The organism is Campylobacter sp. JMF_04 NA10 (assembly GCF_027737655.1).
Lineage (GTDB): Bacteria > Campylobacterota > Campylobacteria > Campylobacterales > Campylobacteraceae > Campylobacter_B.
The window spans coordinates 67,450-86,837 of the sequence record NZ_JAOVTZ010000005.1 but is presented as its reverse complement, the minus strand read 5'-3'; the positions used below and the strand labels follow the sequence as shown (position 1 = coordinate 86,837).

Genomic DNA, 19,388 nt, shown 5'->3' with positions numbered 1-19,388 from the left:
AAAATGTATAAATTAAAGCACCTGCTTAGCACGCAAGATTTGAGCGCGCAGGATATTTATGATTTCATCGCTTTGGCGAAGGATTTCAAGGCTCTAAACCGCTTGGATATCAAAAAATCAGACTCTTTGCGTGGAAAAACCGTGATTAATGCTTTTTTCGAAAACTCCACTAGAACGCGCATTTCCTTTGAAATCGCCGCCAAACGCCTTGGCGCGGACGCCATAAATTTCAGCGCAGGTTCAAGTAGCACCAAAAAAGGCGAAACTCTAATCGATACGATAAAAAATATGCAAGCCATGCGCAGTGATATTTTTGTCGTGCGCCACGCAAGTAGCGGTGCTGCGAAATTTATCGCCTCTAACTGCGACGCCTCGATTGTAAATGCAGGAGACGGACTAAACGAGCACCCAACACAAGCGCTTTTGGACTTGCTCACAATCCACGAAGCCAAAGGCAAATTTGATGGGCTTGAAGTGGCTATCATCGGTGATATTTTTCGTTCTCGTGTGGCTAGATCTGATGCGTGGGCGATGAAAAAACTAGGTATAAATGTCAGACTCTTTGGTCCTCCGATGATGCTAAGAGACTGCGAGGCGTTTGGGTGCAGGATTTGCAAAAGTGTCGAGGAAGCGATCGAGGGCGCAGATGTGATAATAATGCTAAGAATTCAATTAGAGCGCCAAGACGGCGAGCCAAGCTTTCCAAGCGTGCGAGAATATAGCAAATTTTTTGGACTAACTGCTAAGCGCATGCAAGTAGCCAAAGAGGGTGTGATTATCATGCACCCAGGCCCGATAAATCGTGGCGTGGAGATTAACTCAGATGTCGCGGACGATCCGCGATTTACCTGCATTCTCGATCAGGTCGAAAACGGTGCAGCCATGCGTATGGCGGTGCTTCACACAATAAATTTAAATAGGAGCTTGTAATGAAAATTTTAATCAAAAATGGCACCGTTATTAACCACGACAGAAGCGAAAAGATAAATGTTTTAATAGAAAATGACCAAATTTCAGCACTTACAAAAGACGAGCCAAGCGCAGATAAAATCATCGACGCGACTGGCAAGCTCGTCATGCCGGGGCTAATTGATATGCATGTGCATTTTAGAGATCCCGGTTTTGAGTATAAAGATGATGTCATCACTGGTAGCGAAACAGCCGTAGCAGGGGGCGTAACGACCGCTATGCCTATGGCAAATACAAATCCAGTAAATGATAATTCTGCAATCACAAAGGCAATGATTAAAAAAGCGCGCGATAGGGGGCTAATCGACCTGCTTCCAATCGGAGCGATTTCGCAGGATTGCAAGGGGGCGAAAATCGTCGAAATGGGCGATATGATCGAGGCTGGGTGCGTGGCATTTAGCGATGATGGACTTCCTGTTACAGATAGCTCAGTCATGCGACAAGCCCTCGAATACTCGGCGCATTTTGGCTCTTTTGTCATAAATCACAGCGAGGATTGCTCGCTTTGTCATGGCGGAGTGATGAACGAGGGCAGGGTAAGCGCGCTACTAGGGCTAAAAGGCATGGCAAGTGAAAAAGAGGAGATTATGGTTTCGCGCGATATTTTGCTTGCTAAAAAAACGGGCGGACACCTGCATGTGGCGCATGTCAGCTCAGCTTGGTCGCTAAAACTCATCGATCAAGCCAAAAAAGAGGGCATAAATGTAACCTGTGAGGTTACACCACACCATTTCACTTATGATGAGAGCGAACTTATGGGATATGATACGAATTTTAAAATGTCTCCGCCACTTCGCACAAATGCCGATGTAGAGGCTATGAGAGAGGGCTTAAAAAGCGGGCTAATCGATGTCATCGCCACAGATCACGCACCGCATAGTTGGGACGATAAATTTGTCGAATTTGACAAGGCTCCGTTTGGGATTTTAGGGCTTCAAACGCTCGTGCCTTTGACGCTAAAATTAGTCGATGAGGGCGTGATTGATTATGAAAAAATGGTAGCTCTCACCTCGTATAATCCAGCCAAAATTTTAAAACTCTCTGGCAAAGGCGAAATCGCCGTTGGCAAACTAGCCGATATCGCTATAATCGACCCTGAGCTAAGATACACTTACGACGCGAAACTCAATAAGTCAAAATCACAAAATTCGCCACTTTTTGGCAAAGAGCTAAAAGGTGCGTGCGTGCTAACGATAAAAAGCGGAAAAGTGGTCTTTGACTTCCCAAATGTGGTAGCCTAAATTTCAAATTTAACCCAAATTTGGGTTAAATTTGACCTTTTTTAAATTTTAAATTTTAAAAATTCTAATATAATTCTTTTAAAAATTCAAAGGTAAATTTATGCAAAATATCTACATTATCGGCGATGTGCATGGTTGCTATGAGAGTTTAATGGCGCTGATTGCGCGTTTGCCAGCGAAATTTGATAGCAAAATTTGCTTCGTGGGCGATTTGTGCGATAGGGGGCCTCAGAGCGCCAAGGTTATCGAGTTTGTGCGCTCGCACGGCTATGACTGCGTGCGCGGAAACCACGAGCGCAGATTTTTGCTAGCAAAATCCAGTGCGCAAAGGTGCGTGAGAGACCGTGAAATCGTAATCGGCGCAAGCGATGATATCAACTGGATTGCCAAAAGTGGCGGTAGCGATACGATGAAATCGTATTTTGCGCCCGAATTTAGCGCGCTTTTAAACGAGCATTTAGAGTATTTGCAAAACTTGCCCGTGTTTTTGCAATACGACATTTTCGACGAAAATTCCCGCTCTCTCGTGGTCTCGCACTCGGCTGTGGGAAATATGTGGAAGTTTCGCGATTTCGTGGCGGTAAAGGACGATTTCGAGGCGCATGTGTTAAGCGGGCGCGACGATTACACCGATAATGCGGGCATTTTCAATGTCTATGGCCACACGCCACAAGATGAGCCATTTATCAATGATTACAGCGCGAATATCGATTTGGGCTGTGTTTTTAAAAAGCGCGGTTACAAAAACGCCCGCCTTTGCGCTATGGAATTCCCCTCCAAGCGACTTTTTATCCAAGATTGCATTGATTTTTAAAATTTTAATTTTTAAAATTTGCTTTTTAAATTTCCGCTTCGCAACTCCCAAACACTGCCCCGAAATTTTAAACTCGTAGATTGCTTCGAATTTGCTACGCAAATTCTCGCAATGACAAATCAAGCGTAAATTTTGCTCACCATTGTCATTGCGAGGAGCAAAGCGACGAAGCAATCTACGAGTAAAAATTACCAAAACGCGAATTTCGTGTCATTGCGAGCGAGTATAACGAGCGAAGCAATCCAGGGAATTTAAATTTCAACCCAAATTTTGCATTGAACGATTTTGTGAATTTAACCTGCGCTGTGCTTTTCTTGTAAGGGGGAAGGGGGCTTGAATTACTTCGCTTCGCTTCGCTCGCAAGAAATGCCGGCTGTCGCCGTCGCTACGCTCATTTTGCGAGGTCGCGCCCCTTCCCCCTTACAAACCCCCAACCCCCGACGACGCTTTATAAGGTGGCTAAATTTAAAGCTTCGCTTTAAATTTAGCTGATTTTATTTTTACGGAAATGCTTCGCATTTCTTTACAAAATTTCGGGGCAGTGTTTGGGAGTTGCGAAGCGGAAATTTAAGAATTCAAAGAATTTAAAAAGCCCCTTGCGAAAATTCACAAGGGGCGAGGCGAAATTTACGCCAAATTTAGCGAAATTTTACTCTTTTTCCAAAAAAGTTTTGTAGATAATTCCGCCGATTGCGCCACCGATGATTGGCGCTACCCAAAACAGCCATAACTCGCTAAGCGCCCAGCCACCTTGGAAAAGTGCCACGCCAGTTGAACGGGCTGGATTTACTGAGGTGTTTGTAACTGGGATTGAGATTAGGTGGATTAGTGTGAGGGCTAGTCCGATCGCAATCGGTGCGAAGCCTTGCGGTGCGCGCTTGTCAGTTGCTCCCATGATGACGATTAGGAAAAACGCAGTTAGCAGGGTTTCTGCGATTAGCGCGCTTAGCATTGAATATCCGTTTGGTGAGTGCTCGCCGTATCCGTTGGTCGCAAATCCTGCGCTGATGTCAAATCCGGCCTTTCCGCTTGCGATTAGATATAGCGCACCGCCTGCTGCTATCGCGCCTAGCACTTGCGCGATGACATAGCCTGCTAACTCGCTAGCTTTAAATCTGCCGCCACATAGCAAGCCCACTGAAACTGCTGGGTTAAAATGTCCGCCACTAATGTGTCCAAATGCGTAAGCACCGCTTAGCACGGTCAAACCAAAGGCGATTGAAACGCCGACAAATCCGATATTGTATGCAGCGAAAATTGCGCTTCCGCAACCGCCAAATACTAGCCAAAATGTGCCAAGAAACTCAGCCAAAAGCTTTTTCATAAGCTCTCCTTTGAAAAAATTTGCAAAAGCGCGTATTTTACTGCATTTTGGTAAATCAAGGATAATTTTTGGCTAAATTTAATGGCTGGTTAAATTTAAGAGCGTAAAATTTGGAGAAATTCAAGGAGCAAACATGGTTTTATGCGTGGAAGTGGCAGGTTATATCAGCGAGAATTGCTATTTTTTTATCGACGAGGCGAGTGGGGCAGGGTTTGTAATCGACCCTGGGGCGCAAGCGGACAAGCTTTTGGGGATTATAAAAGAGAGAAATTTCAAAATCGAAAAAATCCTGCTCACGCATGGACATTTCGATCATATTGGTGCAGCTAGCGAGCTCTCTCGGGCTTTGGGTGCGCCGATACTCGCGCACGAAAATGCGGGCGTGTATCTGGGCGAGCCAAGGTGCAATCTATCGAATTTCACGGGCGAAGAGATAATCATAGAGGATTTCACGCCCCTAAAAGATGGCGAAAGGGTCGCGCTAGCTAACGGGGCGTGCGAGCTAGCTGTGATTTATACGCCAGGGCATACGAGCGATAGCGTGGTCTTTTACAGTAAGGGGCAAAATTTGGCGTTTTGTGGGGATTTGATTTTTCGTTTTGGCGTGGGTAGAACTGACTTGCCCGGTGGCGATTACGCTGAGCTTCGAGCTAGTATCGAGGGCAAAATATTTACTCTGTCAGATGAGGTGATTTTATACTCGGGACATGGAGAGCCCACGAGCGTCGGGGCAGAAAGGGCGAGGTTTTAGCGAAATTTTCGTTGATTTTACAAGTAAAGAAATGCGAAGCATTTCGTGGCAATCGCCAAAAGCAAAATAGCAAATTTGCAAAATCACAAATTTAAAAACAGAATTTCGTATAGTGGATAAACGATACTGACCGAATTCGAATTTGCAAAATAATTTTATAAAAAGGATTAAATTTGGAAAAACGAGATTATGATAAAGAGCCAATAATTATTAAAAGCAAAAGACAAATTTTTACTTACATTATTTTATTTATTTTTTTGTTTTTTATAAATATTTATGGCTTTTTTAAAGCAAATTTATCATTTAGTCAAATTACACATAACACCTTTTTTATATCATCTACTGTTGCTTGGATAGTATTGTTTGTAATGTTTTGCAAATCAATTTTATCTTATAAAAATGGAAAAACAATTTACAAATTTATGAATAATGAAATTTCATATCTAGCTTATGACCAAGAATTTATTAAAAATAGTAACGACATATCAAAAATCAATCATATTTTATTTACTTTCCATATTTTTGGAAAAGATTGTTACAGAGATAAAACAATTCCACAGCTATTATTTAAAACAGATATTTTAGAGTTGTGTTTTTATTTATTAGGATTTATTTTAACGATTATATACAATATTTTATTTGTGTTTCCACAAAAAATTATTTTTGGAAATTTCTGTAAAAATTTTATTATTTATTTTTTTGACGGAAGTTTTTTGTGTATTTTTATAAATAATCGTAACGAATATGATGAAATATTAAAATATTTTGAATTAAAAAAATTAAAAATTGATAAAAAACTTAAATTTATTCAAACAAATCACGAAGAAGATATGTTTGCTAAATTAAAAAATTTTAAATTTTAAAATTTCGGTGCAGTGTTTAGCCAAAAATTTTACCGCAAATCGCACATATCCACAGGACGAAATTTAGGCTTAGAGTAAGCATTACAGCGGTGCTGGCGGTATCTTTGGCAGCCCCTGCAAGCGGGTGAAAATCGGGGCTTGCTAAATCAACCACGCGCTCGATTGATGAGTTTATGCACTCGATCGCCAGCGTAAAAACCGCGCCAAAAACCAAAGCCAAATTCCAAACCAAGCCAAAATTCCAAAAAAATAGCGAAACCAAAAGTGGCGCAAAAACAAAAATTTCTAGCCGAAAACTCCGCTCGCTACGCCAAATTTCAGCTAGCCCTGCCAAAGCATAACCCCAGTTTGCGAAAAATTTGTATTTTGGCTGATTTCTCATTTTTTTCCTTTTAAATTTTAGTTAAATTTAGGCATAATCATAGCCAAATTTTGATAATTAAAGGGTAAAAATGAAGCTAATGAGCTGGAATGTAAATGGGCTTAGAGCCGTGCTTGGCAAGGGCGCATTTGCGTGGCTGGACGATGAAAAGCCCGATTTTTTGGGCTTGCAAGAGATAAAAGCGAGCGCAGAAAATATCCCAAAAGAGCTTTATGAGCTGGGATTTTCGCAGATCGATACAAACTCAGCTACGCGCGCCGGGTATTCTGGCGTGGCAAGCCTAGCTAAATTTGCTAGTAAGGTTAGCAAATGCAACTTCGCTAGCGACGATGAGGGGCGGGTTTTGGAGCATAGATTTGGCGATGTGGTGCTACTAAATATCTACTTTCCAAACGGCCAAAAGGACGATGAGCGTCTAGCTTATAAGATGAAATTTTACGCCGATTTTTTGCGCTATATCGACGAGTTGGTCGCGCAGGGGCTTGGCGTGATATTTTGTGGCGATGTCAATACCGCTCACAGAGAAATTGATTTAGCAAATCCAAAGTCAAATTCGAAAATTTCTGGCTTTTTGCCTATCGAGCGGGCGTGGATCGATGAGGTGATAAATCACGGATTTATCGATACTTTCCGCGAAATTCATGGCGATGAGGCTGGGGCGTATTCGTGGTGGAGCTACCGCTTCAATGCACGCGCTAAAAATGTCGGCTGGCGGATTGATTATTTTTTTATCTCGCAAAATTTGCGTTCGCGCCTCAAAGACGCCTTTATCCGCGCTGATATCACAGGTAGCGACCACTGCCCAATCGGCATTGAGATTGATTTGTAAAATTTAAATTTAAGGGGAAAAAATGTTAAGCGATATCGAAATTACACACAATGCGAAGCTTAAAAAAATCACAAAAATCGGTAAAAAACTAGGTCTGAAAAAAGATGAAATCGAGCCTTATGGATTTTATAAGGCAAAAATTCCAGGGCGCGAGTATAGCACGCACGGCGAAAAAGGCGCGCAGGGCGCAAAGTTGATTTTAGTTACTGCCATTAGTCCAACTCCTTATGGCGAGGGCAAAACCACGACCTCGATCGGGCTAGCCGACGCGATAAAATCACTAGGCAAAAGCGTGGCTTTGGCACTTCGTGAGCCCTCTTTGGGTCCAGTATTTGGCATAAAAGGTGGCGCAGCAGGTGGTGGATACTCGCAACTAGCACCCATGGAGGAGCTAAATTTGCATTTTACTGGCGATTTTCACGCCATTACTAGCGCAAACAACCTAATCAGCGCGATTATTGATAATTCGATTTATCAAGGAAATCCGCTAAAAATCAAAACCGTGCTTTGGAAGCGTTGCATGGATATGAACGATCGCGCACTGCGTCAAATCACCGTGGGACAAGGCGGCAAATTTGACGGTGTAGAGCGCAAAGACGGCTTTAATATCACCGCTGCTAGCGAGATTATGGCGATTTTGTGCTTGTCGAAAAATTTGGCAGATTTGAAGGAAAATATCGCAAATATCATGGTGGCTTACGATGAAGATGACAAGCCGATTTTCGTGCGGGATTTGGGTTGCGAGCAGGCTGTGAGCGTGCTTTTAAAAGAGGCGATTAAGCCAAATTTATTCCAAAGTATCGAGCATACGCCCACTTTCGTGCATGGGGGACCGTTTGCCAATATCGCTCATGGGTGCAACTCGATAATCGCTACAAAAACGGCGATGAGCCTAGCTGATTTTGTCGTGACAGAGGCTGGATTTGGCTCCGAGCTTGGCGCGCAAAAATTCATCGATATCAAATGTCCGCGCGCAGGTATCGCCCCTGATGCGGTGGTTTTGGTGGCTACGATTCGCTCGCTCAAATACAATGGCGGCGCAGCCAAAGACGAAATCACTAAGTCAAATTTAGAAGCGCTTATGGTGGGAATCGAAAATTTAGGCGGGCATATTGAAATTTTGCAAAATTTCGGTCTAAATCCGATTGTCGCATTGAATAAATTTAGCTTCGATAGCGATGAGGAGATTGAGTTTGTGCGCAACTACTGCACCGCGCGCAGTGTCAAAATGGCGCTTTGCGAGAATTTCGCCAAAGGTTCAGCTGGGGCTGTTGATTTGGCAAAACTCGTCCTTGCCGAGTGCAAAATCCTAAAAAATATCAACCACACTTACGATAAAACCGATGATATAAAAACAAAAATTGAAAAAATCGCCACCAAAATTTACGGCGCAAAAGAGGTTGTTTTCGAAGATCTAGCACTTGGGGCGTTGGAGCAAATTCGCGCGCTTGGGCTTGAAAATTATGATGTGTGTATCGCCAAGACGCAGTATAGTTTCAGCGACGATGAAAAGGCGCTGGGTCGCGCGTGTGGGTTTAGTCTGCGGGTCAAAGACTTGCAGATTCGCACGGGGGCTAAGTTTATCGTGGCTGTGGCTGGCAAAATCATGCTAATGCCGGGACTTTCCAAACACCCTAGCGCGCTGGATATGAAAATCAGCGATGATGGCGTAATTAGCGGGTTATCATAACCCGCTAGCGAAGGCTTTTTAAACACTGCCCCGAAATTTAAAATTTAGAGTTTGCAACTTTGCTGTCATTTCGAGTGCATACCGCGCGCGCCAATCTACGACTTTAAAATTCCTTACGCTAAATTTGCTCTCATTTCGAGCGCGCGGTGGTGTGCGAAGCAGGGCAGGTCAGGACGAGGCGCAGGGCAGAAAAGCAAAATCAGAGCTACAAGCTCACATACTAAAATCAAATTTCGCGCTTAAAAAACTCAGCCTAATCGCAGAGCAGAGTAAGAAGTGTGAGTGAGGACTTTAATATGAAAAAATTTATTAAAATATTTGCTGTATTGTTTCTTATATTTTTTGGCGACTTAATAATTATTTCGGTGGTTTTCCATTATTACGGATACAAAAAAGCAAAAATAAATATTTATGAAAAATCGCAAATAAATAGTTACTATATGGGCGAAGCAAAAATAAATGAGGAATTTAATCCTATAAGATTTCCTTTGCTTGGATCAAATGCTGTTTGGTTAGAATTAAATGATTATGACATAAATTTTGAAAATTTAGTTGTATCAAAAAATGTTGATTATATAGATTATAAAGAGATAAATGATTTAAACCAAACAACAAACGGGAAATATTTTAGAATTTATTTGGCAGATGAAAATTCTCAAAACTGCTTTTTATCGGCAAAATCAGTTAAGCCAAAATTTCAAAATTTGTTTAATAAAAATTGTGTGGCTAGAAAAGAAATTTATGTAAGCGAACTTTCGAAAATTGAGTTTAAACAATGTTACAATTTTGGTTATCAAAAAAATAATATATGCGTAGAACAGCCAAACATACAAACAAATTTTATTGAAAATTTTTTTAATATAAAATACTATTACACTGGCTTTTTCAAAGACAGAAATTCTAATAAAATTTTAGCAAATAGTGTTTATATTTATCAAAATTTTCACTCTTGGCTAGGAGAAATAGTCATAAAAGTATTTGGCGAAGAACAGCGTTCTAGCTCAGTTTTTTGCAATTCAAATAATACTACTGATTTTAATCAATGCAATCAAGAACTAATAAATATTTTTTTTAAAAAGGTGTATTTGCAATGACAGCAAATTTAGCGGTAGAAATTTTTTACTCGTAGATTGCCACGCGCGCGGTGCGCGCTCGCAATGACAAATCATGCGCCAAAAACACCTTTTTTACAATACGAAATTTCGGGGCAGGGTTTGGGGGTTGCGCCAGCGAAATGGGGAAATTTTAAAATTTCAAATTCGCCAAATTTAAAATTTATCAAAATTTATTTCTAAATTAAAATTTACCTATTCTTCGGTTTTGTAAATTTTATTTGAAAATCTGCGGTGTTTGATTTGCAAATAGAGCACAAAAACGATAAACAAAACCGCCGTTGCGATGATATAGTAGCGGTTTTTAAAGATTATTGCGCCGTTTATGAGCCCAGAAAACAGCGCCAAAACCACAGCCGTGAGAAATGGGAAGCGCACGGCGTCCTTTTCTTTGATTGCGATTATCACAAGCGCAATGGCAAAAAGCGCGGTATTTAGCAAAATAGCTAAAATTTTAATCTCGGCAAACAAATTTGGATTTGTCCTCGAAATGCCGTAAAGTGCGAGCGCGCCGAGGGCAAAAAGGATTAGAATTATTAGGATTAGTTTTTTCATTTGATAAGTCCTTTTTTGAGTTTGCGAATCAAAAAGCGCGATGGCATTAGCTCGTTTGCGATCGAGCGTGGCACGCAAAGCGGGCGCGAAAGCGCATAATCGCATATAAGCTCTGCGCCCAAAACTGCGGTGCTTAGCCCGTGTGCGCCGTGCGCTGTGTTAAGATATAAATTTGGGATAAATTTGGCGCGTCTGGCGGATTTTTTGTTTTTGCTCCATGGCAAATCCTTGAAATCTCGCGCCAGACTTTCTGGCTCGCACACTGGGCCAATTAGCGGAAATCTATCGCCACTATATCCCCTGTATCCGACCTTAGAGCCGATGATTTTGGCTTTTTTGCTCAAAAACTCGCCAACGCTTTCTAGATTTTTGACATCGTCGATTGCCCTTGCTTCGTCGTGGTAGCACTTCCTATCGTAAGTCGCGCCGATGAGTTGCTTTTTGCCCACGGCTGGGCAGATGTAGCCAGAGGCACTGAGTGGAAATTTGGTTTTGATTAGCGGGCGAATTAGCGTGGTTTGTCCGCGCACGGAGCTGATTTGCACGCTAGGATCTAGGTTAAATTTGGCATCTTGTGATACTGCGCCGCGACCGAAAAACTCCTCGCTCTCGCTTCCTGCGCAAAGGACTAAAATATCGCAAAATAGGCTTGCGCGGTCTTTTAAAATCACTTCGAATTTCTCATTTTGCTTTTTGAAATTTAGCATTTCGTGGTTAAATTTGACGCCGAGTTTTTTGGCGAAATGTTTGCAGAGCTTGTGCGGGTGGGCTAGGACGGCGTTTTTTATCATTATGCTTGGATATGGTTTTGAGTGGGCTTTAAATTCGTAAATTTCAGGGTTTCCTGCGCTTTGATACCTTGCTAAAAGCTCGCTATCATAGGCAAAATCCTGCGCCCCAAGCAGGCTAGCTAGCTTTTTGGGAGCGTGTTTGGCATAAAAGCTAAGAGCCAAATCAAATGCGTGTATGTGCATTTCTCCAAGCTTCACGCTCTCTTTGGTGATTAGCGGGGCGCACACACCTGTGAAATTCCCGCTGCCATTTAGCCCAGCTTCGCTTCTTTTATCTATCACGCTGACGCTAAAACCTGCCTTTTTAAGCTTAAAAGCCGTGCAAAGCCCAGCAATTCCTGCTCCCACGACAATCGCTGTGGGGGTTTGCGCCTGCGGTGCGGTGTTTTCGTCGTATGAATTAGGGTCGTATAGGCAGTGCGTGGCGGATAAATCGGCGAAATTTGAAAACTCGATTGGCAAAATTTCTGGGTGCTTTCTGGCAAAATAAAAATTCTCTACTTCATCATCTTCGCGCAAAAATTTCGCCCTAATCATGTGGCGTTTGGTGTCGAATCCGTCTGTTTTCTCGACGAAAAACCCTGCCTCGCGCAGTGATTTTGCCACCCAGCCAGCGCTTGTGTATGTCGCTAAAATCGCGCCCTTTTTGCAAAGTGGCGTAAGGGCAGCAAAAATCTCTTTGCTCCAAATGGTTTCGTTTTTCGCAGGTGAAAATCCGTCTAAAAACCACGCATCGGCCTTGAAATCAAGTTCGTTGATTAGCTCGCTAGCCTCGCCAATGCAAAGATCAAGCGTGATTTTTTTGGAAAAATTTATGCGGTGGATTCCCTTGGTAAGAGGCGGTAGTTTTTTGATTAAAATTTTGGCTAAATTTTGAAGTTCGCCAAATTTCGCCCAAATTTGGGCTAATTCGTCCTTGCTAAGCGGATTTTTTTCGATTGAGACAAAGTGTAGGCGTTTGTTAAATTTAAGCGCCTTTTTTGCGCAGAGCAAAAAGTTGCGCCCCACGCCAAATCCTAGCTCGCCCACGATGATAGGCGCATTGCTCGCAAACACCGAATCTAGCGCGCTTATAAAGACATATTCACTCTCGCCAAGAGGATTTTTGAAATTAAAATAAAAATCCTCGTAAATTTCACTAAATGGTGCATCGTTGATAAATTTCATCACTTATTCTTTTGAAAATACGCATCTACGCCGTTTGCGATACCTTGGGCTATGCGGTCTTGGTATGCAGAGGTGCCTAGGTTTTTGCCCTCGCTTGGGTGTGAGATATAGCCCATTTCTACGAGCACAGCTGGCATTGTAGCCCCCACTAGCACCCAAAACGGCCCCTCTCTGACACCGCCGTCTTTGCTTTTGTAACTTTTTCGGACGGAATTTAACATATAGCTTTGGATATCGATTGCAAGCTTGTTTGATGCGATTATCTTTTCTCTATTTAAGAAATTTAAAAATGTCTCTTGCGAAAAGGCGTTCATATCCTCCATGTCGCCTTGGTTTTCAAATGCTGCGACATTTTTGCTACGCTCTGATTTGGCTGGGCTTAAAAAAAATGTCTCTACGCCACTGAAATTTGGCGCTTGTTTGGCGTTTGGCGCGGCGTTTGCATGCACTGAGATAAACATATCGGCATTTTTTTTGTTAGCAAAAGCTGTGCGGGATTTGAGGTTGATAAATACATCATTGCTTCTGGTATAAAGCACCTTGTAACCGCGTTTTTGAAGCAGTGCGCCAAGCTTTTTGGAGGTTGCAAGAACAATAGTTTTTTCCTTTAAACCATTTCCGATAGCGCCACTATCTTTGCCACCATGGCCTGGGTCTATGACGATTAGTTTGCCTTTTGTAGATTTGTAAATTTTATTTGTGGCACTTGCTTCGCTTTTGGCTGAATTTACCTGAGTAGCTTTTGTGCTAGTTTGCGCTGGCATAGCGATTTTAGCCCCCGCTTTGGCGATGATTAACTCATTGCCAAAAATTTCAATCTTTGGGTTAAATTTTTGGTTGTGATTTAGCACGACACGGGCGATTTTGTCGTTATACTGCGAAGTGCGAACTTCATCTACGAAACTGCCCGTTAATCTCGTGGCGTGCGAGCTGTTTTTGGCATTAAAGTCCAAAACATAGCGATAAACTTTATCTTTGTTAATTACGAAATTTTTATACTCGCTATGGTCTAAATTTCTGTTAAATTTAACCCTGACGCTGTTTTCATCGCTACTTATTGATTGCAAAATCAAAGGTTTTGATTTGTCGATTTTCGTGCTATTTGGCGTGATTTTACCTGAGTTTAAAAACTCCAAATCAGCCTTGCTTAAAGTTTTTTTAGCGTCCGTGATAGATGGCTTGTAATCGGCCTTGGCGCCTAGTTTTTCTAGCTCGGATTTATACACAGAGTAGTTTGAATACCCCAGCACCTCGCTACTATAAGTTAGCCGTTTTAGGACGCTGATTTTGGTTTTTTTATCTTTATTTGAAGTGGCGGAATAAATTTTTTTAAGCTCGCTGTGAAGCTCTTTTTTCGCGGTTTTGCTAGCACTGACATAGTTTTTGTCAAAATTCGCAAAAACGCTACTAGCGTTCGCGCCAAATGCGAAACTTACGCTAAAAACAATAGCGCATAAAATTTTAACTATCTTCGCCATTTACGAGTTTTTCCATTAATTCTTTTACAGAAATGATTTCATTTAGCTTCCAGCCGTTCGCGCCTGTGAAAAACAGCCCGCTCTCTTGTCTGCCAAGATAAGCATCGCTTAGGCGATCTGCTATGCAGTATCCTACGAGTTTGGCTCCTTTGCCACGCTCACAAGGTGCCACACAGTTGCTAACGCATGAAATTTTCGGTGCGCTTCCAGCGACAATCATATCTTGCAAATTTGTATGAATTCCGCGCGCAGGGTAGCCTACTGGGGATTTTAGAAGTTTGATATCTTCTTTTGTGGCTTTTAGTAAGACTTCTTTAAATTTCTCGTGGGCGTCGCACTCAAATGTGCCGATAAATCTAGTGCCCATTTGAACGCCGTTTGCGCCTAGGCTTTTGGCGCGATCTATGTCAGATTTATCCCAAATTCCGCCTGCTGCAAATAGCGGGAATTCGCCCCAGCTATCGATTTCGGCTCTTACTTGTGGGATTAATTTTTCTAGCTGATACTCTGGGTCAGTGCATTGCTCGTAGGTAAAGCCCTGATGACCGCCACTTAGTGGGCCTTCTAGCACGACACCATCAGGTAGGCGGTTGTATCTACCGCTCCAACGCTTGGCTATGATTTTTAGAGCCTTGGCAGATGAAACGATAGGCATAAGCGCGACATCTGGGAAATCAGCGGTAAATTCAGGCAAATTCGTAGGAAGTCCAGCCCCGCTGATGATGATATTTATCCCAGCTTCGCAAGAATCCTTTACAATGCGCTCATAATCATTAGCCGCGCACATGATATTCATCGCTAGTGGTGCGTCGCCACAGATTTTGCGAGCGTTTTTTACGATTTGAGTAAGAGCTTTTTTGTTATAAAAATTTAGCGAAGAAAATGGTCTATCGTGGATACACTTTTCCGAAAATTTCAGGTCATCATAATATCCAGTCCCTACCGAGCTAATCACGCCCAAACCGCCATTTAAGCTGACATTTCCAGCTAGCTTGTCCCAGCTAATCCCTAGCCCCATTCCGCCTTGGATAATAGGGTGTTTGATCTCGTATTTGCCGATTTTAACGCTCATTATCTTACCTTTAATTTAGCAAATTTTTTCTTTCCTACTTGTAAGGTGTATTCGCCAGCACTTAGTTGGAGTTGCTCGTCTGAAATTTTGGTCTGATCGACGCTGACGGCGTTTGATTTGATTAGGCGTCTTGCGTCCGAACTAGAAGTGGCTAGCTTGCAAATAAGTAGAGCCTTTACAATCCATGCTGGCGCTGAAACGCTAAATTCAGGGATTTCTGCTGGAAGCTCGTTTCCGCCATGAACTCTATCGAATTCCTCTTTTGCCTCTAATGCGACATCCTCGTCGTAAAATCTCGTAACGATTTCTGTGGCAAGCTCCTCTTTTACGGCTTTTGGATGCACAGCTTCGTCTGCTACGAATTGTTTGATTAGTGCGATATCTTCGTTGCTTTTTTGCGATAGTAGATTATACCAATCCCACATCAAATCATCGCTGATACTCATTACCTTGCCATACATATCGTTTGGAGCGTCTGTTACGCCGATATAATTGCCTAGGCTCTTGCTCATTTTATTTACCCCGTCAGTGCCTACAAGAAGTGGCATCATAACGACGGCTTGTTCTTTGCCTACATTATAAACTCTTTGGAGTTGGCGACCCATAAGAAGGTTAAATTTTTGATCAGTGCCGCCAAATTCGATATCGCATTTCATACATACGCTATCATAACCCTGCAAAAGCGGGTATAAAAATTCGCTAATGCTAATTGGCATTTCGGCCTTGTAGCGTTTCTCGAAATCGTCTCTTTCTAGCATTCTGGCTACATTAAATGTGCTTGATAGCTCGATTACACCGCTAGCACCTAAGCGATTTGTCCATTCGGAGTTGAACATTACCTTTGTTTTTTCTGGGTCTAAAATTTTAAAAACTTGCTCTTCGTAGGTTTTGGCATTTTGCATTACGACATGGTGAGGAAGTTTTTTTCTAGTTTCGCTTTTGCCTGTTGGATCGCCGATTTGAGCTGTGAAATCACCGATCAAAAACTGCACGATTGCGCCGTGTTGTTGCAAAAATGCGAGTTTGTTTAGCACGACAGTGTGTCCTAGGTGCAGATCTGGCGCAGTCGGATCCATGCCGATTTTTACCAAAAATGTTTCGCCACTCTCGTAAAATTTAGTAATCAAAGCCTCGATTTGCTCTTCGCCTATTATCTCGCTTACTCCGCGTTTGAAATTTGCCATTATATCTTTAATGTCAGCCATTTATTCTCCCTTTTATTAGTTTTTATACACATCATCTAATGATATAAAATCAGCGATTTTATATCTATTTTTTAATCTGTCTTTGATATAAGTGTGGTCTAAATTTTCGTTTAATTCTATAATGATTTCGAAAAAATCAGACACAGCTTCGTTGTTTTCGTTCAAATTTATCGAAACTAAATCGACGCTTAGTTTAGCCAAATATGTTAAAAACTCAGCCAGTGAGCCCCGTTTGTTTTCGATATTTAGTATGATTTTATACCTGTGTGGCGCGTTTCGCGTCCATTTGACAAAAATCATCTCATCGCTTTTCATTAAATTTGCCGCTCTTTCGCAAAGCTTGTGATGAACCGTGACATTATGTCCGTTGCGAAATCCGATGATATCGTCCCCGCGCTTAGGATTACAGCAGTAATCAAACTCTACTTCGTTGATTTTGTAGTTTGAATACACCACGATATTGTCGAATTTTTGCTTTTCGACGCTGTATTTATCGCGGAATTTCATATTGAAAAGCTTCTCTTTGAGCGGGTATTTTTTCAGCGCATTTACGACATCTTTCAAAAATACCGAATCGTAGCTTGCTTTGCCGACTTTTTTGATTAAATTTTCTTTTTCTACCCAGTTTATTACGCTCTCTTCGGTCGTGGCGAAAATCGCACTTAAAATTTTAATCGCTACTTCTTGATTTACATCGCGAATTTTTTGTTTGCAAAATGCCTTGATTGTGGCTCTTGCCTTGCCTGTTTTGACAGAATTTAGCCAGCTACAACGATAGTGTGGGTTGTTTCCTGTGATGATATGGACGATATCGCCGTTTTGAAGCTCGGTTAAAAGTGGCACTTTTATACGATTGACAAAGGCTTCGACGGCTTTGAGACCGACTTGTGAGTGTATTTCATAAGCGTAATCAAGCGCAGTTGCCCCGCGTGGGAGCGTGAAAATTCCACCCTTTGGCGAATACACTGCGATATCCTCGATATATAGGCTATCTTTGGCATATTCGTATAAATCATCGGCGTTTGAATCGTCAGCTTCTTGCAAGCCAATATCGCTAATCCAATCAAGCTTAGGATTTAGCGAGCCAGAGTATTTGTATTTCCAGTGCGCAGCCACGCCAAGCTCGGCTGTGTTGTGCATCTCTGTGGTGCGGATTTGGACCTCGACTATCATGCTGTCGTTAAAAACGGTAGTGTGAATCGTCTGGTAGCCGTTTTGTTTAGGTAGGGCGATATAGTCTTTAAAGCGCGAAATTAAGGGGTTAAATTTGGTATGGATTACGCCAAGTGCTAGGTAGCAATCCATCGGCTTTTGCACGATTATGCGGATAGCTAGCAAATCCAAAACCTCTTCAATCGAAATGCCCTTTCTTTGCATTTTTAGGTAAATTGAATAGTAATGCTTCATACGCTTTTGAATTTCAAAGCTGTTTTCGCTAAATCCGTTTGTAAGCAGATACTCGCTAATCGTTTCGCTAAATTTGCTTAAATTTATTTGGAGCTGTTGTTTGTGCTCTTCGACATAGTTTGCGATTGTGGCGTATTCTTTTGGCATTACATATTTAAAGCTCAAATCTTCTAAGATATTTTTAATCGATGAAATTCCAAGCCTGTGCGCGATTGGCGCATAAACTAAAAGCGTCTCTTCGCCTATGCGTTTTTGCTTATCTGGGCGGAGTGCTTCTAGGGTTAGCATATTATGGAGCCTATCGCAGAGTTTGACCACCAAAACGCGCTGATCTTCGATAGAGATCATTAGCATTTTGCGAAATGTCAGAGCTGTGGTGCGAAGCTTGGCATTTTTATCGCCAGAAGGGGCTAGTTTATCCTCGCGGATATTTACGATTTTTGTCATACCCTCTACGATTTTTGCGACATCTTCGCCAAATCTATCCCCGACTTGCTCGGTGCTAAAATCCGTATCCTCGACCACATCGTGCAAAAGCGCAGAAATGACCATAGCGTCATCACCGCCCATAAATGCGACAAAACACGCTACCAAAATCGGGTGGATTGCGTATGGCTCGCCACTTTTGCGAAACTGACCCTCATGCTGCGTAACACATAAATTTATCGCATCTACAAGTAGCGGGGTCGGCTCTTTTAGGCTATAAAGTAGCCGTTTGGCGTCCTCGATCTCTTTTGTTTCGACAATATCTTCGATAAGGCTTTCTAAATAGCCGTCACTAATCCTTGTCAATGATTCCATCTAGGGTAATCTTACCTTCTGCTAATTCTAAAATCGCAATATCTGCAAATTTCATATTGCGAGTATCTATATTTTCTACAAGTGGAGTTGCACCAGCTGCAAGTTCTTCTGTGCGTTTAGTAGTCATTAGTGATAGCTTGTAGCGATCGCCTCCTGTGACTTTCAACGCTTTTGCTATGATTTGTTCTGTTCTCATTAATTCTCCTTTTTTAGTTTTTTACGATTGAACATTGGCTTAAATCGCCGTTATTGATGATTTTGTGTAAATTTCCGCTCTCAAACATATTGCATACGATGATTGGAAGCTTATTGTCTTTGGCTAGGGCGATTGCAGTATCGTCCATGACCTTGATATTATCGTGCAAGGCTTGATCGTAGGTAATGGTATTTAAAAGCACTGCATCATCGAATTTATGTGGATCTTTGTCATAAATTCCATTTACCTTTGTCGCTTTGATAATCGCGTCTGCGCTGATTTCGACCGCGCGCAAGGTGCCAGCTGTATCTGTGGTAAAAAATGGATTTCCAGTGCCTGCTGCAAAGATTACGACCCGTTTTTTCTCCAAATGTCTTTTGGCTCTGCCGATGATGAAGGTTTCGCAGATCGCTTCCATTTTTATCGCGCTTTGCACGCGCACATCTATGCCGTTGTATTCGAGTGCCTCGCGCATAGCGATTGCGTTGATTACGGTTGCTAGCATGCCCATGTGATCGCCACTTGTGCGTTTGATGATACCGCCAGCTGCCGCGCTTACGCCTCTGATTATGTTTCCGCCACCGATTACGATACCTACCTCGATACCGTTATCGACGAGCTGTTTAATCTCTCTGGCTATAAATTTTAAAATTTCACTATCTATTCCAAAACCATCTTTTCCAGCCAGTGCCTCGCCTGAAAATTTAACGAGCACACGATTAAATTTTGCCATTTTAATGC

At 42.2% G+C, this 19,388-nt stretch carries 20 protein-coding genes; 10 read left to right on the top strand and 10 right to left on the bottom strand.

Translation table 11 applies throughout. The features are described 5' to 3' along the window. Positions 1-3 precede the first annotated feature (3 nt). The 3 genes from OFO12_RS07190 (at position 4) to OFO12_RS07180 (ending at position 3,024) form a co-directional block, all read left to right on the top strand. Positions 4-930, top strand: a complete 927-nt coding sequence (locus OFO12_RS07190) for an aspartate carbamoyltransferase catalytic subunit (RefSeq protein ID WP_270870003.1) — start codon at positions 4-6, stop codon at positions 928-930. Beyond that, positions 930-2,210, top strand: coding sequence for a dihydroorotase (locus OFO12_RS07185; protein ID WP_270870002.1), 1,281 nt, complete (start codon positions 930-932; stop codon positions 2,208-2,210). The genes OFO12_RS07190 and OFO12_RS07185 overlap by 1 nt, the downstream gene beginning before the upstream one ends. Positions 2,211-2,310: 100 nt before the next feature. Beyond that, positions 2,311-3,024, top strand: coding sequence for a metallophosphoesterase (locus tag OFO12_RS07180; protein ID WP_270870001.1), 714 nt, complete (start codon positions 2,311-2,313; stop codon positions 3,022-3,024). 649 nt (positions 3,025-3,673) lie between these two features. On the opposite strand, the gene aqpZ is transcribed toward OFO12_RS07180, so the two are convergent. Continuing rightward, the gene (gene aqpZ / locus OFO12_RS07175; RefSeq protein ID WP_270870000.1) at positions 3,674-4,348 is read right to left on the bottom strand and encodes an aquaporin Z; all 675 of its coding nucleotides are present in this window, start codon (positions 4,346-4,348) and stop codon (positions 3,674-3,676) included. A 133-nt stretch (positions 4,349-4,481) separates the two neighbouring features. Here aqpZ and OFO12_RS07170 point away from each other — a divergent pair, with 133 nt between their 5' ends. Both OFO12_RS07170 and OFO12_RS07165 read left to right on the top strand, forming a co-directional pair. Continuing rightward, positions 4,482-5,099, top strand: a complete 618-nt coding sequence (locus tag OFO12_RS07170) for an MBL fold metallo-hydrolase (RefSeq protein ID WP_270869999.1) — start codon at positions 4,482-4,484, stop codon at positions 5,097-5,099. A 173-nt stretch (positions 5,100-5,272) separates the two neighbouring features. Beyond that, entirely contained in the window at positions 5,273-5,962 is a 690-nt protein-coding gene (locus tag OFO12_RS07165) for a hypothetical protein (protein WP_270869998.1), read from the top strand. A gap of 16 nt (positions 5,963-5,978) precedes the next feature. Here the strand turns inward: OFO12_RS07165 and OFO12_RS07160 are convergent, their stop codons facing one another. Continuing rightward, on the bottom strand, positions 5,979-6,344 hold the full coding sequence (locus OFO12_RS07160; protein ID WP_270869997.1) for a diacylglycerol kinase: 366 nt from the start codon (positions 6,342-6,344) through the stop codon (positions 5,979-5,981). 70 nt (positions 6,345-6,414) lie between these two features. Between OFO12_RS07160 and OFO12_RS07155 the strand changes: the two genes are divergently transcribed. The 5 genes from OFO12_RS07155 (at position 6,415) to OFO12_RS07135 (ending at position 10,158) form a co-directional block, all read left to right on the top strand. Continuing rightward, positions 6,415-7,173, top strand: coding sequence for an exodeoxyribonuclease III (locus OFO12_RS07155; protein WP_270869996.1), 759 nt, complete (start codon positions 6,415-6,417; stop codon positions 7,171-7,173). A 22-nt stretch (positions 7,174-7,195) separates the two neighbouring features. Beyond that, complete coding sequence (locus OFO12_RS07150) at positions 7,196-8,863, top strand: formate--tetrahydrofolate ligase (protein ID WP_270869995.1); 1,668 nt, start codon at positions 7,196-7,198, stop codon at positions 8,861-8,863. Positions 8,864-8,987: 124 nt separating this feature from the next. Then, entirely contained in the window at positions 8,988-9,149 is a 162-nt protein-coding gene (locus OFO12_RS07145) for a hypothetical protein (RefSeq protein WP_270869994.1), read from the top strand. 10 nt (positions 9,150-9,159) lie between these two features. Then, complete coding sequence (locus OFO12_RS07140; RefSeq protein ID WP_270869993.1) at positions 9,160-9,957, top strand: hypothetical protein; 798 nt, start codon at positions 9,160-9,162, stop codon at positions 9,955-9,957. 63 nt (positions 9,958-10,020) lie between these two features. After that, entirely contained in the window at positions 10,021-10,158 is a 138-nt protein-coding gene (locus OFO12_RS07135; RefSeq protein ID WP_270869992.1) for a hypothetical protein, read from the top strand. Between the two features lie 12 nt (positions 10,159-10,170). Here the strand turns inward: OFO12_RS07135 and OFO12_RS07130 are convergent, their stop codons facing one another. Genes OFO12_RS07130 through pyrH form a run of 8 tightly spaced genes read right to left on the bottom strand, consistent with a single transcriptional unit; the run spans position 10,171 to position 19,380 of the window. Beyond that, positions 10,171-10,530 (bottom strand): hypothetical protein, encoded by a 360-nt coding sequence (locus tag OFO12_RS07130; RefSeq protein WP_270869991.1) that lies wholly within the window; start codon positions 10,528-10,530, stop codon positions 10,171-10,173. Continuing rightward, the gene (gene mnmC, locus OFO12_RS07125) at positions 10,527-12,488 is read right to left on the bottom strand and encodes an FAD-dependent 5-carboxymethylaminomethyl-2-thiouridine(34) oxidoreductase MnmC (protein WP_270869990.1); all 1,962 of its coding nucleotides are present in this window, start codon (positions 12,486-12,488) and stop codon (positions 10,527-10,529) included. Before mnmC ends, OFO12_RS07130 begins: the two co-directional genes overlap by 4 nt. Beyond that, a complete protein-coding gene (locus OFO12_RS07120) occupies positions 12,488-13,966 on the bottom strand; it encodes an N-acetylmuramoyl-L-alanine amidase (RefSeq protein ID WP_270869989.1) in 1,479 nt (492 codons plus the stop codon). The genes mnmC and OFO12_RS07120 overlap by 1 nt, the downstream gene beginning before the upstream one ends. Beyond that, on the bottom strand, positions 13,950-15,038 hold the full coding sequence (locus OFO12_RS07115; RefSeq protein WP_270869988.1) for a nitronate monooxygenase: 1,089 nt from the start codon (positions 15,036-15,038) through the stop codon (positions 13,950-13,952). Before OFO12_RS07115 ends, OFO12_RS07120 begins: the two co-directional genes overlap by 17 nt. After that, entirely contained in the window at positions 15,038-16,243 is a 1,206-nt protein-coding gene (gene tyrS, locus OFO12_RS07110) for a tyrosine--tRNA ligase (protein ID WP_270859273.1), read from the bottom strand. The genes OFO12_RS07115 and tyrS overlap by 1 nt, the downstream gene beginning before the upstream one ends. 15 nt (positions 16,244-16,258) lie before the next feature. Next, positions 16,259-18,451, bottom strand: coding sequence for a RelA/SpoT family protein (locus OFO12_RS07105; RefSeq protein WP_270859274.1), 2,193 nt, complete (start codon positions 18,449-18,451; stop codon positions 16,259-16,261). Beyond that, positions 18,429-18,647, bottom strand: coding sequence for a DNA-directed RNA polymerase subunit omega (locus OFO12_RS07100; RefSeq protein ID WP_270859275.1), 219 nt, complete (start codon positions 18,645-18,647; stop codon positions 18,429-18,431). Before OFO12_RS07100 ends, OFO12_RS07105 begins: the two co-directional genes overlap by 23 nt. A gap of 13 nt (positions 18,648-18,660) precedes the next feature. Then, positions 18,661-19,380, bottom strand: a complete 720-nt coding sequence (pyrH, locus tag OFO12_RS07095; RefSeq protein ID WP_270859276.1) for a UMP kinase — start codon at positions 19,378-19,380, stop codon at positions 18,661-18,663. Positions 19,381-19,388 lie beyond the last annotated feature (8 nt).

What these genes read in the sequence shown, in the direction of transcription:
- OFO12_RS07100 (WP_270859275.1), bottom strand. Translation starts at nt 18,647, where the DNA reads ATGAGAACAGAACAAATCATAGCAAAAGCGTTGAAAGTCACAGGAGGC.
- aqpZ (WP_270870000.1), bottom strand. Translation starts at nt 4,348, where the DNA reads ATGAAAAAGCTTTTGGCTGAGTTTCTTGGCACATTTTGGCTAGTATTT.
- OFO12_RS07155 (WP_270869996.1), top strand. Translation starts at nt 6,415, where the DNA reads ATGAAGCTAATGAGCTGGAATGTAAATGGGCTTAGAGCCGTGCTTGGC.
- pyrH (WP_270859276.1), bottom strand. Translation starts at nt 19,380, where the DNA reads ATGGCAAAATTTAATCGTGTGCTCGTTAAATTTTCAGGCGAGGCACTG.
- OFO12_RS07170 (WP_270869999.1), top strand. Translation starts at nt 4,482, where the DNA reads ATGGTTTTATGCGTGGAAGTGGCAGGTTATATCAGCGAGAATTGCTAT.
- OFO12_RS07140 (WP_270869993.1), top strand. Translation starts at nt 9,160, where the DNA reads ATGAAAAAATTTATTAAAATATTTGCTGTATTGTTTCTTATATTTTTT.
- mnmC (WP_270869990.1), bottom strand. Translation starts at nt 12,488, where the DNA reads ATGAAATTTATCAACGATGCACCATTTAGTGAAATTTACGAGGATTTT.
- OFO12_RS07160 (WP_270869997.1), bottom strand. Translation starts at nt 6,344, where the DNA reads ATGAGAAATCAGCCAAAATACAAATTTTTCGCAAACTGGGGTTATGCT.
- OFO12_RS07130 (WP_270869991.1), bottom strand. Translation starts at nt 10,530, where the DNA reads ATGAAAAAACTAATCCTAATAATTCTAATCCTTTTTGCCCTCGGCGCG.
- OFO12_RS07150 (WP_270869995.1), top strand. Translation starts at nt 7,196, where the DNA reads ATGTTAAGCGATATCGAAATTACACACAATGCGAAGCTTAAAAAAATC.
- OFO12_RS07185 (WP_270870002.1), top strand. Translation starts at nt 930, where the DNA reads ATGAAAATTTTAATCAAAAATGGCACCGTTATTAACCACGACAGAAGC.
- OFO12_RS07135 (WP_270869992.1), top strand. Translation starts at nt 10,021, where the DNA reads ATGACAAATCATGCGCCAAAAACACCTTTTTTACAATACGAAATTTCG.
- OFO12_RS07180 (WP_270870001.1), top strand. Translation starts at nt 2,311, where the DNA reads ATGCAAAATATCTACATTATCGGCGATGTGCATGGTTGCTATGAGAGT.
- OFO12_RS07115 (WP_270869988.1), bottom strand. Translation starts at nt 15,038, where the DNA reads ATGAGCGTTAAAATCGGCAAATACGAGATCAAACACCCTATTATCCAA.
- OFO12_RS07105 (WP_270859274.1), bottom strand. Translation starts at nt 18,451, where the DNA reads ATGGAATCATTGACAAGGATTAGTGACGGCTATTTAGAAAGCCTTATC.
- tyrS (WP_270859273.1), bottom strand. Translation starts at nt 16,243, where the DNA reads ATGGCTGACATTAAAGATATAATGGCAAATTTCAAACGCGGAGTAAGC.
- OFO12_RS07120 (WP_270869989.1), bottom strand. Translation starts at nt 13,966, where the DNA reads ATGGCGAAGATAGTTAAAATTTTATGCGCTATTGTTTTTAGCGTAAGT.
- OFO12_RS07190 (WP_270870003.1), top strand. Translation starts at nt 4, where the DNA reads ATGTATAAATTAAAGCACCTGCTTAGCACGCAAGATTTGAGCGCGCAG.